The organism is Calothrix sp. UHCC 0171, from assembly GCF_034931845.1.
Lineage (GTDB): Bacteria > Cyanobacteriota > Cyanobacteriia > Cyanobacteriales > Nostocaceae > Brunnivagina.
The window spans coordinates 40,377-57,417 of the sequence record NZ_JAYGHN010000024.1; the positions used below are offsets into that span (position 1 = coordinate 40,377).

Annotated in this window: 6 protein-coding genes; all 6 read left to right on the plus strand. The window is 40.0% G+C overall.

Annotated features, from left to right (window positions below):
• The first annotated feature begins 934 nt into the window (after nt 1–934).
• Complete coding sequence (locus VB733_RS17800) at nt 935–2,323, plus strand: ParB N-terminal domain-containing protein (protein WP_323341400.1); 1,389 nt, start codon at nt 935–937, stop codon at nt 2,321–2,323.
• A gap of 738 nt (nt 2,324–3,061) precedes the next feature.
• Nucleotides 3,062–3,340, plus strand: coding sequence for a hypothetical protein (locus VB733_RS17805; protein WP_096618488.1), 279 nt, complete (start codon nt 3,062–3,064; stop codon nt 3,338–3,340).
• A 525-nt stretch (nt 3,341–3,865) separates the two neighbouring features.
• Nucleotides 3,866–9,559 (plus strand): polyketide synthase, encoded by a 5,694-nt coding sequence (locus tag VB733_RS17810; RefSeq protein WP_323341401.1) that lies wholly within the window; start codon nt 3,866–3,868, stop codon nt 9,557–9,559.
• Between the two features lie 87 nt (nt 9,560–9,646).
• On the plus strand, nt 9,647–10,180 hold the full coding sequence (locus VB733_RS17815) for a carboxypeptidase regulatory-like domain-containing protein (RefSeq protein WP_323341402.1): 534 nt from the start codon (nt 9,647–9,649) through the stop codon (nt 10,178–10,180).
• A 146-nt stretch (nt 10,181–10,326) separates the two neighbouring features.
• The gene (locus VB733_RS17820; protein ID WP_323341403.1) at nt 10,327–12,051 is read left to right on the plus strand and encodes an SDR family NAD(P)-dependent oxidoreductase; all 1,725 of its coding nucleotides are present in this window, start codon (nt 10,327–10,329) and stop codon (nt 12,049–12,051) included.
• Nucleotides 12,052–12,237: 186 nt separating this feature from the next.
• Nucleotides 12,238–16,950: a PfaB family protein gene (locus VB733_RS17825; RefSeq protein ID WP_323341404.1), complete on the plus strand. Its 4,713-nt coding sequence runs from the start codon at nt 12,238–12,240 to the stop codon at nt 16,948–16,950.
• The last annotated feature ends 91 nt before the right edge of the window (nt 16,951–17,041 follow it).

A 17,041-nucleotide genomic window follows, 5' to 3' on the forward strand; every position in this document is an offset into this window, starting at 1 on the left:
GACTGCAATTGTAGAGTTTTGCTGTCATTAACATTGTAAATGTACACCCAAATTTAGGCTATAACTAGACTCTAAATTTAACAATATTATCCAATAAAAATGTGCAAATTTAACCTAGCCAAATTTCACTGACTCAGCATTAATTTGGTGACAAATTTATTTTTTGAAATACAACGATGCGTGATGAAAAACTTATTGAGTCAACTTACATTCAAATATGGCAAATAAGTTTACTTTTGTCAAGTAATCATATTTGGATACAGTAATTGTCAATTCAAACTGGAATTATAAAATATTAGCAACCCTTAATTTCACTTTATTCACGACAATTTCCGATAAAAGTCACATAAACTACAGAACTTAAACTACGATTCCAAATATTTCTGAAGAAATGCCATAGTTTTGCAATGATGGTTTCAATGCATGTAGATAACAAGTAACCACGTTATCTAGTTTTGTCAGCAGAATGAAAATACTTACAGCAATTTTATTGGATTTGCATGATTTTGGGTTGCCCCAAAATCGAAATTTAGTGAAAAATAACATAGGGAACAAGATGCTAAAAATATCAGTCTCAGGTCTTAATAGTTATCCATGTACATATTAACGGGGAAGAAATGTCAACAGCGAACATAATTGTACAATTTTGTTTGTTTTCGTTTCCCAATAGTCAATTTAGTGGGTGCTTTGATTCGGTATATTTGTAATATATAGCTACTTGCTGCATCGAAAAAATGCTCTGATAATAAATCTACTCTCGATTTTTAAGCGGCAGTTCAGCTTCAATTCATAAGTCAACTGGAATTCTCAAAAAAATAGACATGTCAACTAGAATTTTCATAAGACTTAGGGTTATTTATAATACTCATGAAATACCTTGGGTATATCGTATTGTTAATGATTTCACTGGGCACTAGGAGGAGAAATAATCATTATGCCGACGGTGCTAGCAGTATTTATTGATCGTATTAATATTGGCTCTAACCGTCGTCCCATCAAAGACGACAAAGTTGTCGAACTAATGCAGTCAATTCGCGCCAATGGTTTATTGAACCCAATTACAGTCGATCGCAAATTTAATTTGATTGCGGGATTACATCGACTCACCGCTTGTAGGTTGCTAGGATTCGACCAAATCGAATGCAAAATCGTCAATTATGAAGATGCCGATCAAGCCAGACTCGCAGAAATTGACGAGAACTTTATCCGTAACGAACTCGAACCTTTAGAAAGATACGAACTCTGGTTAGAACGCGATCGCATTTTAGGACGCATGGGTTTACGCTTCAAGCCAGGTGACAACCAACACACTGCCAAAATTAGCATCACAGGTGGTGAAATTAATTCACCACCTCCAAAAACGACTTTAGAACTGGCAAAAGGTTTTGGCTATAGTGAGCGTTCTTTCCAGCAAGGGAAGCAAATAGCCAGAGATATTCACCCCGATGTCAAACAAAAAATAATTGGCACATCTTTGAGCAAAAGTCGCACTATCCAACTCAAAATCGCCCGAATTGGCAACTTTGAACGTACACAAGCCGAAACAGCTGAAAAAGCCTTTGAAGCCGCAATGCAAAAAGGTGATAAAGTGGAAGCCGAATACCAAGCTTCTTTAGCCAAGCAAGCTAGAGAAAAGCAAAAAGAGTTGCAATTACAAGCCTTTCAAAGTGCGATATCCCAGGATAAACCACGGAATAGCTATCCGAAAAAAATTACCAAACCAATACCTAAAAAAGAGGCACTAATATCAGAACCCATCAAAAATGGGAAACCCATCGTGGCGAAGAATCAGACAGGGGTTGAACCTGGTGAAAAATGGATGTTAAACAAGCATCTAGTTTACTGCGGGAATACAGCAGGTAAACAATTTATCAACCTTCTACCTTCCGATGCGGCACTGGCGATCGCCACTTTATCAAGCTTTTGGGAACATGATTACCTCATCAACGAAGCTAGGGTTGTAGCAGTATTGCGTTCTCCGGGACATGTGAATAATTTTTGTAGCAGCCATCAAATGCCATTTCAGTACGAATTTATTTTAAATAACATCTATGTCAGTATTTTTTCCCATCACCCAATTCCCAAGCCAGAAAATATCATCAATGTTGAAGGTATTGAAGGAATTATTAGCTATTTGTTAAATATGTACAGTCATCCTAATAGTTTTGTGATATCTCCATTCATGGGACATGGCGAAATTCTCATTGCTTGCGATCGCTTAGGACGTACATGTTTTATTGGTGACGAAAATCCCGAATTAATTCATCGTGGGATTCAGCGTTGGCAAAGTTTAACTTCTAAACAAGCAAGAAAAATAATTTAGGTTTTTGGGCATAGTTATTTGTGCCATTTTTACTGACAAGATTCTTGCTTAAAAACTGTATATTACTCTACTGAGAAACACTATATTCTCTGAGGGCGTAGCTTGACTTTCCTTGGGAGTAAAGTCATATGCTGACAACTGGGGATGGCAAGAAATCGACTTAGTTTTAAGTCAATGTGTATGTATCCCTACATATTTCTTTATTTCTAAACCAAAAAACAAGATTAAAAAGCCCGATTTCCATAGAAATCGGGCTTTTTAGTTATCTGTAAGCTATTTTTCCAAAAAACAAATTTAACAACAAAAAAAACTATCCCAACAACTACTAAAAAAACGTATACAGATAACAAATTTAATTCTTATTTATGGCTGATTAACCGTAACTTTATATACTGTTTTATTTCTCTTTACATTTACATTATTAATTATGCATCAAATCCCTAAAAAACTTGAAGCTCTTATCCGAAAATTCATAGATATGTTAGTGTTTGAAGTAATTATGAAGTTCCTAAGCAGTTAAGCTCCTAGCTACTGCATCCAGAGCATCATAATCTATTCATCCTGCAAGCACGAACAACAGCCAAATTATCGCGATCGCTGGATAATATGGCAAAAATTCGGCTGATGTTTCTAGAGATTTCAAAGAGTGCGATCGACAGGGGTGTGTTTGTAACAGATTTGTCAGACTTAGGTTTGTCAAAAACTTTAAATTATATTATCTTGGACGCTAAATTAGCTATGGCATTTATCAAGATACAGAACGTTGTAATTAACACAAGTTATGTTGCCGCAGTAAAATTAGATAGTAGGACTAGCTCTGGCGAAAAAAGCGTTTCTGTCTTAATAGCTACTCCCAAGTTTCCATTATTTCAATTAGAATCAATTTCTCAAAATCTGTACCACAACGAATGGATTGAGTTTACTGGTCAAGCAGCTAGTGCATTACAAGATTATTTTACTAGTTTCAACAATGTCATTGACCTATCACCACAGTATCAAGAATCATCAGTAATGTAGCAATATTGGCAGTCTTATCATTTTGTTTGAAGCTATTTACAGATGTAGTTTAGGGGAATCACAAGCAATAAATTTCCGACACCTCAACTGATAAATCTGTGGCATTTTTTAGACTAAAATGATATTAATATTGCTTTGACATCGCTGAAATGATTAAAAACGTTAATTATTAGTTAATAGGTATTGGTTAATAGGTATTAGTTATTCAGTATTAGTTCTTCCATATTATTAGTGATTAGCGAAGGGTGGGTAATACTCACCCTACAAAACTCTAAAAATTAACTGTTAACTATTAACTTATTAACAACTGACACTAATTAAATAACGCACAAACCTTTGATTACTGCAAGTAAATAGCTGCTGTCAAGAACATATAGCTCATTTTTGGTTGGTAACAGAAATTACCATATCTTCATCCGAAGTTTTGTGAAAGAAAAGCGTCCCCCTGAGTTTACCTAGAGGAAACCTCTCCTGACAACTTCTCTTCACCAACTTCTCGTCATCAACACTACCAAAGATTAGCCTATGTCTGCTTCTTGGATCGATACTGCTTTATCGCAATTAGAAGACCAAATAAACAATTGTGAACAGGCATTATTCAACTTAATTGAGGAGAAAAAGAGGATGTCGGACAAACCTATGTCAATCAACAAGATGAACAGGCAATTGCAAGATAATCCGATTGCGATTATTGGAATGGCAAACCTCTTTCCCCAAGCGAGAACTCTGCGTGAATATTGGGAAAATATTATTAATAAAGTTGACTGTATTACTGATATTCCAGACTCGCATTGGAACGTCGATGATTATTATGACCCCAACCCGCGCACTCAGGAAGACAAAACATATTGCAAGCGGGGTGGGTTTATTCCTTATGTTGATTTTAACCCGATGGAATTTGGTTTGCCACCAAACATTTTAGAAGTAACTGATGTGTCGCAGTTACTGAGTTTGGTGGTTGCTACAGAAGCGATGGAAGATGCTGGCTACAGCACATCCCGCGAATTTAATCGCGAAAATGTCGGTGTAATTCTTGGTGTTGCTTCCGGAAAACAACTTGCAATGCCTTTAGCTGCACGCTTGGAATATCCAGTATGGGAAAAGGTACTCAAAAATAGCGGTTTATCTGACGAGGACACCCAGAAAATTATTAGCAAGTTCAAAAGCGCCTACGTTAAGTGGGATGAAAACGCTTTCCCCGGTATGCTCGCGAATGTTGTTGCTGGACGAATTGCGAATCGCCTCAATTTTGGGGGTACTAACTGTGTAGTTGATGCCGCTTGTGCAAGTTCATTTGCCGCCTTGAAAATGGCAATCAGCGAATTAATCGAACATCGTAGCGATATGATGCTCACGGGTGGAGTAGATACTGATAACTCCATCATGGCGTATATTTCCTTTAGTAAAACTCCGGCAGTTTCCCCTGGTGACAAGGTACAACCATTCGATGCTAAGTCTGATGGGATGATGTTGGGTGAAGGCATCGGTATGATTGTCTTGAAACGTTTGGAAGATGCCCAACGAGATGGGGACAAAATCTACGCAGTAATTCGTGGTATTGGAACATCCAGTGATGGACGCTACAAGAGTATTTATGCACCCCGTCAAGAAGGACAAGTCAAAGCTTTACAACGTGCTTACAACGATGCTGGGATTAATCCTGCCACCGTTGGCTTAGTAGAAGCCCATGGAACTGGAACCATGGCAGGTGATCCAACTGAGTTTGCATCGCTGCGAGAATTCTTTGGTGACGATAATACCAGAAAGCAATATATTGCTTTAGGTAGTGTGAAATCCCAAATTGGACATACCAAAGCGGCTGCGGGGTCTGCTAGTTTGATTAAAATGGCGCTGGCATTGCATCATAAGGTTTTACCAGCGACGATTAATATTACCGAACCAAACCCTAAACTGAATATTAAAAATTCGCCATTTTACCTAAATACCGAAACCCGTCCTTGGATTCGGGCAGAGCATGAAGCACCAAGACGTGCAGGTGTCAGTTCCTTTGGATTTGGTGGTACTAATTTCCACGTTATTTTGGAAGAATATGTAGCTCCAACAGCTAATCCTACTCCTTATCGTCTTCACAGCACACCTTCAGCAATACTTCTATTTGCTCCCAATACCGCATTGTTGCAAAGTCGATGCGAAGAAGTGTTAGCAAAGTTACAATCCGATGCTGGGCACAAAAATTATTTGGAACTAATTGAGGAATGTAAAGTTAAAGAAATTCCTCTGAATGCTGCAAGAGTTGGATTTGTCGCAGAGTCGAGAACCGAAGCTTGTAAGTTGTTGCAAATAGCGCTGGAATTATTGCGAACCAAATCATCGTTGCCAGTTTGGGAACACCCTCAAGGCATTTTCTACCGTCAAAGCGGGATGGAATTGGGTGGTAAAGTTGTAGCTTTGTTCTCTGGGCAAGGTTCACAATACCTGGAAATGGGACGGGATTTAGTGATGAATTTCCCGGAAATGCAGCAGATGTTTGGCTACATGGATAGTCTGTTGCTCAAGGATAATTGCGCTCCGCTTTCGGAAGTTGTTTTCCCCCATCCAGTGTTTGATGAGATGGAGAAAAATGCTCAAATTGCCGCATTGCAATGTACCGAATATGCTCAACCTGCAATTGGGATGTTGAGTGCAGGAATGTACAAAATTTTGCAGCAAGCTGGCTTTAAGTCAGATTTTGTGGCTGGACATAGTTTTGGCGAACTAACGGCATTGTGGGCTGCTGGTGTATTCAGTGATGAAGATTACAGCCTGTTGGTGAAGGCACGGGGGCAGGCAATGTCACCACCGCAAGACCCCGACTACGACGCAGGGGCAATGTTGGCTGTCAGAGAGGATTTGAGCAAAGTTGAAGCGGCGATTAAGAATTATCCTCGCGTTACTGTTGCTAATTATAATTCTCAAAATCAGGTGGTTTTAGCTGGTCCTACGGCTGATATTCATCAAGTGCGGCAAACTTTGCAAGACCAAGGCTATACAGCGATATTACTACCTGTATCTGCTGCCTTCCATACATCGTTAATTGCCTTCGCCCAAAAATCATTTACGATCGCCTTACGTAACGCCAATTTCCAAGCACCCAAAATTCCCATCTATAGCAACGTTACGGGTAATGCTTATCCTCAGGAACCGCAAGCAATTCAACGCATCCTGGAAACTCACCTGGCGAGTTCCGTACTATTTAAACAGGAAATCGAAAATATCTACGGTGCTGGTGGTTATTGCTTCGTTGAATTTGGTCCCCGTAAGGTTCTTACCAACCTAGTTAAAGATATTTTGGGAAATCGTCCCCACATTGCTGTTGCTCTCAACGGTAGCAGCCAGAAAAATAGCGATCGCACTTTGCGCGAAGCTGTTGTACAATTGCGCGTAGCGGGGTTGCCCCTCAAAAACCTCGACCCTTACCAAGTACCACTCACTTTACCTCCAACTAAGACCAGCAAAAGCTTAAATATTCGTCTAAACGGTGCTAACCACATCTCCGAAAAAACTAAAAAAGCCTGGGAACAAGCGCTGCAAGATGGATATAAAGTTCAACCCCTAGGTCAAATTCTTCCCACTCCAGAACAAGTAATCGAAGAAACACGACCAATTGGCAACATTGACTCTGAAAAGCAACTATTGAAAACCTCTAGCATGTCAATCTCTGCGAATCCCTCAGTTAACTCTAGTAATGGTCATCACTCAACAGTTGAAACTACCAGCATTACTAGTAACGGTGTCAAACCAAATCTCACATCAAATTCCCCATCAACTGTGTCAGGTTCGCATCAAGAATCAAAACCAGCAACTTTTACGTCAAACCATACGAATGGCAGTAAAAATGGTAATTCTGAACTGAAGTCGAATTTAGTAACCAATATTCAGATTAACACTCAGAATTTAGAACCAGAGAAATCTGTCCCACCTGTTACTCAACCAGCAAGACAGTCACAAATGCAACCTACATCTAACAATCTAGCTTACTACCAACGGGTTTTAGAAAGCTTAGAGTACGTCCTGGCACAATTTCAAAAAAATCAAAGTGAAAATTTACAAGTTCACGGATTGTATCTAAATCATCAGCAGGAATACGCACAAACATTTTTCCAACTGATGCAGCAACAAAATGCATTGTTTGCGAACTTTGATGCTACTAATCCTACCAAACCTCTGGTGATGGAAAGCTTAGAACGCAGCATGATGCAATTTCACTCGCAACAAGGTGAAACCCTGCGGATTCATGAACAGTATCTTCAGCATCAAGTTGAATACACCAAGAACTTTTTTCAAGTTATCCAGCAAGAGTATACGCAGATTATTTCTGGGGAATTGGTTAATGCTGAAGTTCCTGGATTGTTAACAACTTCACCAAGTGTCGAAAATTCCAGTTCTCCAGCAGTAGAAAAGCTAGTTACATCTACACCTGTTACTCACACGGCAGTTAAAACTACCAATAAAGTTGTTGAAATCTTACCCATAACACCAGCTTCCCCTGCTGTACCAGTACCAGAAGTCGCAAAAGTTTCAACTGTTGAACCTACCATTGAATCTTTGAATCATGGTGTTTCTTCCGCACCAGTGCAACCAGTAGTTAAGGAAACAGTAATTGAGCAACCTGTAGTTGCCAAAACAGCAGTTGCCGACACAACCGAAGTTGCAATTACCACACCTTTAACTAGCACAGTTGACTTATCCGACTTAAGCGACAGATTACTTGCCATCACCAGCGAAAAAACAGGTTATCCAGTCGAAATGCTTGAACTCGACATGGATATGGAAGCTGACTTGGGGATTGACTCAATTAAACGAGTAGAAATCTTGGGAGGATTGCAAGAAATCTACCCAGAGTTACCTCAACCAAATCTGGAAGAATTGGGTGAAAAACGCACCATCGGTCAAATTGTCGAATATCTGCAATCAAATAATTCTCGCCCAACAGTACAAAATAACGCAGATATCTCTCCTGCCGTCACAGGCGTAATTGCAGAAGCTCCTGCTCCTCAAGTTGCAGCACCAGTGGCAACCCAAGTTTCAACTTTAATTCCAACTTTAATTCCAACTTTAATTCCAACTACAAATGTAGAAATTGAAGTTCCCACGATCGCCACAAATGCCACAAATACAGAAGTAACCACTGTTGATGTCGAAAATATCGACCAAGCATTACTGGCTATCACCAGCGAAAAAACAGGTTATCCAGTCGAAATGCTCGAACTCGACATGGATATGGAAGCAGATTTAGGAATTGACTCCATCAAACGAGTTGAGATTATGGGAGCATTGCAAGAAGCATTCCCCGACTTGCCAAAACCCGATAACATGGAGGAAATCGCCGAACTGCGGACAATTGGTCAAATCGCTCAATATCTCCAGCAACTTGCTGGGGGTGAAAAAAAAAAGCCTCAATTTGATCCGCTTGACCGACCAACCGATGTAAGTGTTTTTGGTGATGTCGATGTAGATTTGGATATAGATTTAGATACGGGGATTCCCAGACTCCCCGCCCATATCCAAATCCTCAATCAGCCAGATTGGCTGGATTTCCAACTTGCTGAAGGTTATGTGGCTTTAATTACCGATGATGGTTCTGAGACAACAGCAAAAGTTGCTAGCAGCTTAACTGCACAAGGATGGAAAGTCGTAGTCTTGAACTTTCCGGCTGTAATCTCCGCCAACAAATCCACTTTACCTGCGGGTGTCGAACGGGTAGCACTGACAGAAATGAGCGAAGCACATTTGCAAGCACAACTGGAGACAATAAAAAATCAGTACGGTTCTGTCGGTGCATTTATTCACATCCATCCAGTCTTTCAAGCTCCGAATGGAAATGGTCTGTTTTACAGCACAGAAGAAAAAGCAATTGTCAAACAGGTGTTTTTAATTGCCAAACACTTGAAAAAATCCCTCAACGAAGCCGGATTACAAGGGCGCAGTTGTTTCTGTACAGTAGCCCGTCTGGATGGAGCTTTCGGACTTGGACATCAAGTAAATGGACATCCAACTAATTATGGTGCGATCGCTGCTGGTTTATTTGGGTTAACTAAAACCATGATTTGGGAATGGTCTCACGTATTTTGTCGAGCGATCGATATTAGCCCTTCCTGCGACGCGGAAACATCAGCAAAACACATTATTGCCGAATTACACGATTCTAATCGTCACCTTACTGAAGTCGCGTACGGAACTCAAGGAAGAGTAACGCTGATAGCTAAAGGAGGTAGGTAGTCAGAGGGACGCAGAGAGGGAGAGTGGGAAAACACGTCCTGTGTCTCCCGTCTCCTTATCCCCATCACCCAATTCTCAAATTTAAATATGGCAAAAAAAAATACAATAAACTATATCGGTCGCGTGATTGACTATGAAAAACAAGCACCGATTCGGGGAGCGAAAGTTTCATTAAATACTGATGAAATCTCTCTTGTTTCTTACACTGATTTAGAAGGAATTTATCGTTTTCAAGTTAATCCTGATAAAGCGAAGGATGTCCGGGGTGAAATATCGGTTGAGGCTTCAGGATATAGGACTTATCAATATTCTATTTGGTTGTCATCTGATAAAAAAGACTTAGGTGATGTTCGTTTAGGAGATTTTGGAGGCAGCAATACAAGTATTGCTAGTAGTAATAGTAGTAGTAGCCGTAATCATAATAGTAGTAGCAATAGCAATAGCAATAGCAATAGTAATTTAATTGCGATCGCAGCCATTATTATGATAGCATTTTTCATTTTTGTGTCGCTATCCATGAGAAATTCCAATCGCGGCGATGATATTGATGATAATGGCAATAGTCGCCGGGAAAGGTCTGATTTACTTAATTATCAAACTCAGAGCTTGGGACTCTTGTAAATTAAATTACATGATGATTGTACTAGTCTCTGCGGTCTATTTATTCCCATCATCTTTTCTTCAGATTTAACTGAATAGTGATAAATATATCCTCAATACATTGCTCTTAATTTGCTCAGAAAACTCAAATATCTTAATTAAAAGCTATGCCAATTAAAAGTCATATCCACAACGAATCCGTATTTGTTGTTAGCGGCGGAGCCAAAGGAATTACTGCCAAATGTACAATCAAATTAGCCCAAAAATATCCTTGCAAGTTTATTCTCCTCGGACGTTCGGAATTAATCGCCAGCGAACCAGAATTTGCAAAAAATTGTTTTGATGAAGCGACATTAAAAAAACGTATCATGGAATACCTCTTGGCTACTGGTACAAAACCAACACCAATGAGTGTCCAAAAAATGTACAATCAAATCGCTTCTAATCGTGAAATCCAACAAACATTAGCAGCAATAAAACAAGCTGGTGGTTATGCTGAATATTTAAGCGTAGATGTCACCAATATTGAAGTATTAAAAGCACAATTACACCAAGCCACCAGTAAACTGGGTAAAGTTACGGGAATTATTCATGGTGCGGGGAATTTAGCCGATAAGCTGATTGAAAAGAAAACTGCCGATGATTTTGAAAAAGTTTATACCGCAAAAGTCCAAGGACTAGAGAATTTACTTAATTGTGTTCCTGCAAGTCAACTAGAACATTTAGTTTTGTTCTCCTCCGTGACCGGATTTTATGGCAATATTGGACAATCGGATTATGCGATCGCTAATGAAATCCTGAACAAATCAGCCCATTTGCTCAAACAGCAGCATCCTGAATGTCATGTTGTTGCCATTAACTGGGGTGGTTGGGATAGCGGCATGGTGACACCCGAACTCAAAAAGGAATTTGCCCGTCGAGGTATTGATATTATTCCTGTAGATGCGGGTACGCAGATGTTGGTAAATGAACTCAACCCAGCCCATCAAGATACGACTCAGGTAGTTATTGGCAGTCCCATGATTTTACCGCCCGCACCTCTGGGTAATGAGTTACGCACATATCGGGTACGTCGTCGTCTCCAAGCGGAAGCAAACCCGTTTTTAGCTGATCATACAATTGCTGGAAATTTGGTTTTACCTGCGACTTGTGCTGTATCTTGGATTGCAGATACTTGCGAACATTTATACCCAGGATATCGTTTTTTCTGCGCTAGCAATTTTAGAGTTTTGAAGGGTATTACTTTTAATGAAAATCTTGCCAGCGAACATATTGTTGAATTACAAGAAATATCGAAAATTGACGGACAAGAAGTAGAATTACAAGCAAAAATTTTCAGCTACAATGCTGCTGGTAAGCCAGTATTTCATTTCAGCGCCAATCCTAAATTAGTCCGGGAAATTCCCGCAGCACCCATATACGAGAATCTTAACCTCGAAGCAGATCATATCATCTCGTTACGTGGTAAAGAATTTTATCAACAAGAGCCATCATCATTATTTCATGGTGCTTCATTCCAAGAAATGAAGCGCATAGTCAATATTAGTCCTGAAAAAATCACTGCTGAATGTTTTTGGAAACCAATTAGTTTTAAGCAGCAAGGACAATTTCCAGTTGATTGGATGAATCCCTATGCCACTGATTTAAGCACTCATCCATTATGGATTTGGCTATATCATTTCCATCAACAAATTTGCCTGCCTGGACAAATGGAAAGATATGAACAATTTGCCAGAACACCTGTAAATCAACTGTATTATGTTTCTTGTGAAATTCAACAAAAGACGACAACGGGTATTAGTGCTAATTTCATAGTTCATGACCAAGAAGGTAATATTTTCTCACGTTTGTTAGGAACCAAAGGTATTATTTTACCAAAACTATTGGGCTAAGATTTAGTTTGCTATTTATCCCAAATTCTGGACATGACAGCTTAAATGTAACTACCAACTTCGTCACTCCAGAAAAAGCATTTGATTGGAAACATACTGCGACTGAAACAGTATATCCATAAATATAAATAGGCAATGCTGTAATTCCGAATTATTAACTCCTCACTCATTATCTCAAATTATACCGTGGAAAAGATTGCAATTATCGGATATTCATGTTTATTTCCTGATGCCAAAAACCCTGATGAATTTTGGCATAATCTTATCGCTCAAAAAGATTCCACCTCAACAATTACTGCTGAGGAGATGGGAGTAGAACCTAATATTTTTTTCGATTCTAAAAAAGGTCAGCCAGATAAAATTTACTCCTTAAAAGGCTCATTTATTCGGGATTTTAAATTTGATGCTAAAGGTTATAAACTACCTGCTGATTTTTTAGAAAGTCTCGATAATACCTTCAAATGGTCACTATATGTAGCCCAGCAAGCTTTACGACAATCTGGCTATTTAACAAATCCCGAAATTCTCGCCAAGTGTGGAGTAATTTTAGGCACTTTATCTTTACCCACGAAATCATCAAATCAACTATTTGCGCCAATTTATCAGCAAATTCTCACACCTCCAGTTCGCGAATTACTACAACAAAATGATTTTGATTTAGCAAATTTACCTGCTAGCAATAGCCCCTCCAATCATAATGCGATGATATCGGGTTTGCCAGCCGCAATTATTGCCCAAGCACTAGCATTATCAGATATTCATTACTGTATTGACGCAGCTTGTTCATCACCTTTATATTCCATCCGTCTAGCATCCCATTATCTCTGGACACATAAGGCAGATATGATGTTGGCTGGTGGCATTAGTGCATCTGATCCATTGTTTTTGCGAATGCTATTTTCTAGCATTCAAGGATATCCCGAAAATAACGATATTAGCCGTCCGCTTGATAAATCATCACGAGGATTAATCACGGCTGAGGGTGCGGGAGTCTTTGTCTTAAAGCGTTACAGCGATGCAGTTAGGGATGGGGATAGAATCTATGCAGTTGTCGCTGGAAATGGACTTTCCAATGATGGACGAGGCAAGCATTTACTTAGTCCCAACTCAAAAGGACAAGTTCTTGCTTTTGAACGTGCTTACGCAGAGGCAAATCTCAGTCCGAAAAATATTGATTATATGGAGTGTCATGCTACAGGCACTTTACTTGGTGATACAACCGAATTTAATTCCATTGAAACCTTTTTTGGTAAACATCAAGCCTCGCCCCTAGTTGGTTCCGTGAAGGCAAATATAGGACATCTTTTAACTGCTGCGGGTGCTGTGGGGTTAACTAAGGTGCTTCTCAGCATGTCTAAAGGGGTTATCCCAGCTACTATTAACATTAAAGAACCCCTGGGAACAGGAAACAACGTTATTTCTCCGAAAAATATTGTCCGTAGTGCCACTAACTGGTCAAGTAAAGCACCCGTGAAGCGGGCTGCGGTGAGTGCATTTGGATTTGGTGGTACTAATGCACATATAATTTTAGAGCAAGGTATGACTACGCACCCAACCTATGCCGAAGAACCACTGACACCCACTAAAATGGCGATCGTGGGGATGGATGCTTTTTTTGGCAATTGTAATGGTTTGGATGCCTTTGAACGCAGTATTTACGACGGAACACAGCATTTTGTGCCTTTACCAGCAGAACGTTGGCATGGTGTAGAAAAGCAAGCAGATTTACTTAAGCAGTACGGGCTGCCGGAAGGTAATGCACCCCAGGGAGCATATCTGCAAAACTTTGATGTCGATACATTAGCTTACAAAATTCCACCCAATGAATTGGCAAAGTTGAATCCGCAACAATTATTATTATTGAAAGTTGCTGACAGAGCTTTACAAGATGCAGGTATTAAGGAAGGTAGTAATGTTGCAGTGTTAGTTGCCACTGAAACCGAGTTGTCGGTTCACCAGCTACAGCAGCGTTGGAATTTAGATTGGCAGATTAAAGAAGGTTTGCTTGCCGGGGAAATTGCCCTACCTGCGGAGAAGGTTGCTCAATTGCAAACAGTTGTCAAAGATGGGATTCACAACCCGGTGGAGACGAGTGAGTATGTCAGCTACATTGCCAATATTATGGCAAGTCGGATTTCTGCATTATGGGATTTATCGGGACCAACATTCACTGTTACAGATGGTGAAAACTCAACATTTAGGGTATTAGAAATTGCCCAGAATATGCTGACAACTGGGGAAGTTGATGCAGTGTTAGTTGGTGCTGTGGATTTAGCGGGTAGTTTGGAACATATTTTATTACGAAATCAACTTGCACCAATGAATACAGGTGCGAAAACACTGAGTTTCGATCAAAAAGCCAATGGTTGGAATGTTGGTGAGGGTGCTGGGGCAGTGGTGTTGAAGCGTCACGATGTCGCCAAAGCGAATCAAGAACGGATTTATTCGGTAGTTGATGCAATTAGCTTTAGCCAGCAATATACAACTGGGAATAGTTTAGATAAATTAGACAAATCCCTGGTGACTCCTGATGCATCGCAGGTATATCAAGTTTGCACATCAGCCTTACAAACGGCAAATGTCCAAGCTAACGATGTGGAATATATTGAAGTATATGGTAGTGGTGTCACTCCCGAAGATGATGCGGAAATTACGGGATTGCTACAAGCTTATCCGGTGGGAAAGAATGGATTGAGTTGTGCGATTGGTAGCGTTAAATCTAACATTGGTCATACTTATACAGCATCGGGAATCGCCAGCTTAATCAAAACAGCATTGTGCCTATATTATCGATATATTCCCGGTACACCCAAATGGACTGGTGTCAAAAATCCAGCAGTGTGGCAAGGTAGTCCATTTTACGTTGCTTCCGAATCACGACCGTGGTTTTTGGGTAAAGATGCCAAAAAACGTGTGGCAGCCATCAATGGTATGAGTATCAACGGCACTTATGCTCATCTAATCTTATCAGAAGAAGTGGAACAGGTAGAGCGTCAGAGCCAATATTTGCAGCAGACACCATTCCATCTATTTCCAGTTGGGGGTAATAATTTACCAGATTTGCTTACCCAACTAGAAAACTTGCAAAATCTGATTACTCAGGATTCTCACCTCAACCAAGTTGCCAGTCAGACTTTTAGTACATTCCAAACCAGGGAAAATTCAGACTATATCCTCGCAATAGTTGGACGTAATAAAACTGAACTAACAAAAGAAATCGATAATGCAGTCAAAGGAATTACCAAAGCGTTTGCTACGGGAGAAGACTGGCTAACACCACTAGGTAGTTACTTCACTCCCAAACCCTTAGGTAAAGATAGTCAAGTCGCATACATTTATCCTGCTGCCGTCAACTCATATATTGGCATTGGACGTAATCTGTTCCGCTTATTTCCACGAGTGCATGAAGACGCAGCCCTAAAGAGCTTGTACAGCGTTGTCGCCGACGTTTCCCGTCTCGTTTTTCCCCGCAGCCTCAACAAACTTTCCACTCGTCAACTCGAAAACCTCGAAAAACAACTCCTAGAAGACTCCCTAGCAATTTTTGAAACCGACATGGCTTTTGCGCGGTTAATTACAACAATTATCCGCGACGATTTCCAAGTCAAACCCAAATATGTATTTGGTTATAGCTTGGGAGAAACCAGCATGATGTCATCAACAGGGGTTTGGAGTGACTTTAGCAAAGGTATTAATGCCTTTCATACCTCCCCCTTATTTGGAGACAGAGTCTCAGGAGCAAAAAATGCGGTGCGGGAATATTGGGGAATGCCAACAGTACACCATACAGGAGATGATAGCTTCTGGAGTACCTACCTATTAATGGCAGAAGCCGACAAAGTTCGGGAAGCATTGAAAAACGAACCTCGCGTTTACCTCACCCAAATTAATACACCCGAAGAAGTCGTCATTGCTGGAGATACCCAAGGATGCGATCGCGTGATTAAATCCCTTGGCTGTAATGCCTTTCGCGCTCCCTTCAACCACGCCATCCATAACGAAGCAATGCGTTCCGAATACGGAGAGATAGCCAGAGTTAATACATTGCCAACCGTAAATATACTCGGAGTCAAATTCTATTCCTCCGCAGAATATCAACCAATCGAATTAGAATGCGATCGCATTGCCCATAGTATCGCCAAATGTTTGTGTGAACCTCTCGATTTCCCCCGTCTCATTAACCAAGTTTATAACGACGGAGCCAGAATTTTTCTAGAAACAGGTTCCGGTAACATTTGTTCGCGTTGGATTGACAAAACTCTAGAGAATAAACCCCACATTACCATACCCTTAAATCGTCGGGGAGTAGATGACCATACCTCGATTGTGAGAGCCTTAGCCAAACTTCTCAGTCATCAAGTACCTCTCAATTTAGCACCCCTTTACTCAACAACAAAAGTCAGTAGTAAATCCAGTAAAACTAATATGAAAACTGTTGCCATTGGCGGAGATGCAATCACAGACAAAATACTCACGCCAGAAAATAGGCAAATCTTCCAAAACTTATCAATCGAATCAGCAAAAGTCAGTAACAAAGTAACTAAAACTAATTTTATCAATCCACAACCAAGCATTAAAAAGCAAGAGGAATTACCCATGAAAAAGGTCACGAATAACAGTTTGAATTCCAGCATTCCTCTAGAATTTGAAGAGTTATCTGGAACAGCCAAACCAAATCCAGAACCTTTTTCACAGATACCAGTAGCTACACAAAAAATCGCAGCCAAAAATTATCACTCCCACATTAGTAAATTGCACTTAGACAAGTTAAATACTAATAATTTTAGTGTTATCCAAAATCACGCATCCTTCTTAAATAACCGTCAAGAATATAGCAAGCAAATTAGTGAAATTATCCAATTACAACTAGCTTGTGCAGAAAACTTATTGCGTGAATAGAGATTGGTTAATTGTGAATTGATAGTCAAGAGAATGGGGGAATATTTTCCCTCCTCTCCTTCTTCCCTCTGCGTTTTGAAAATATTCGAGG

What these genes read in the sequence shown, in the direction of transcription:
- VB733_RS17805 (WP_096618488.1), top strand. Translation starts at nt 3,062, where the DNA reads ATGGCATTTATCAAGATACAGAACGTTGTAATTAACACAAGTTATGTT.
- VB733_RS17810 (WP_323341401.1), top strand. Translation starts at nt 3,866, where the DNA reads ATGTCTGCTTCTTGGATCGATACTGCTTTATCGCAATTAGAAGACCAA.
- VB733_RS17815 (WP_323341402.1), top strand. Translation starts at nt 9,647, where the DNA reads ATGGCAAAAAAAAATACAATAAACTATATCGGTCGCGTGATTGACTAT.
- VB733_RS17800 (WP_323341400.1), top strand. Translation starts at nt 935, where the DNA reads ATGCCGACGGTGCTAGCAGTATTTATTGATCGTATTAATATTGGCTCT.
- VB733_RS17820 (WP_323341403.1), top strand. Translation starts at nt 10,327, where the DNA reads ATGCCAATTAAAAGTCATATCCACAACGAATCCGTATTTGTTGTTAGC.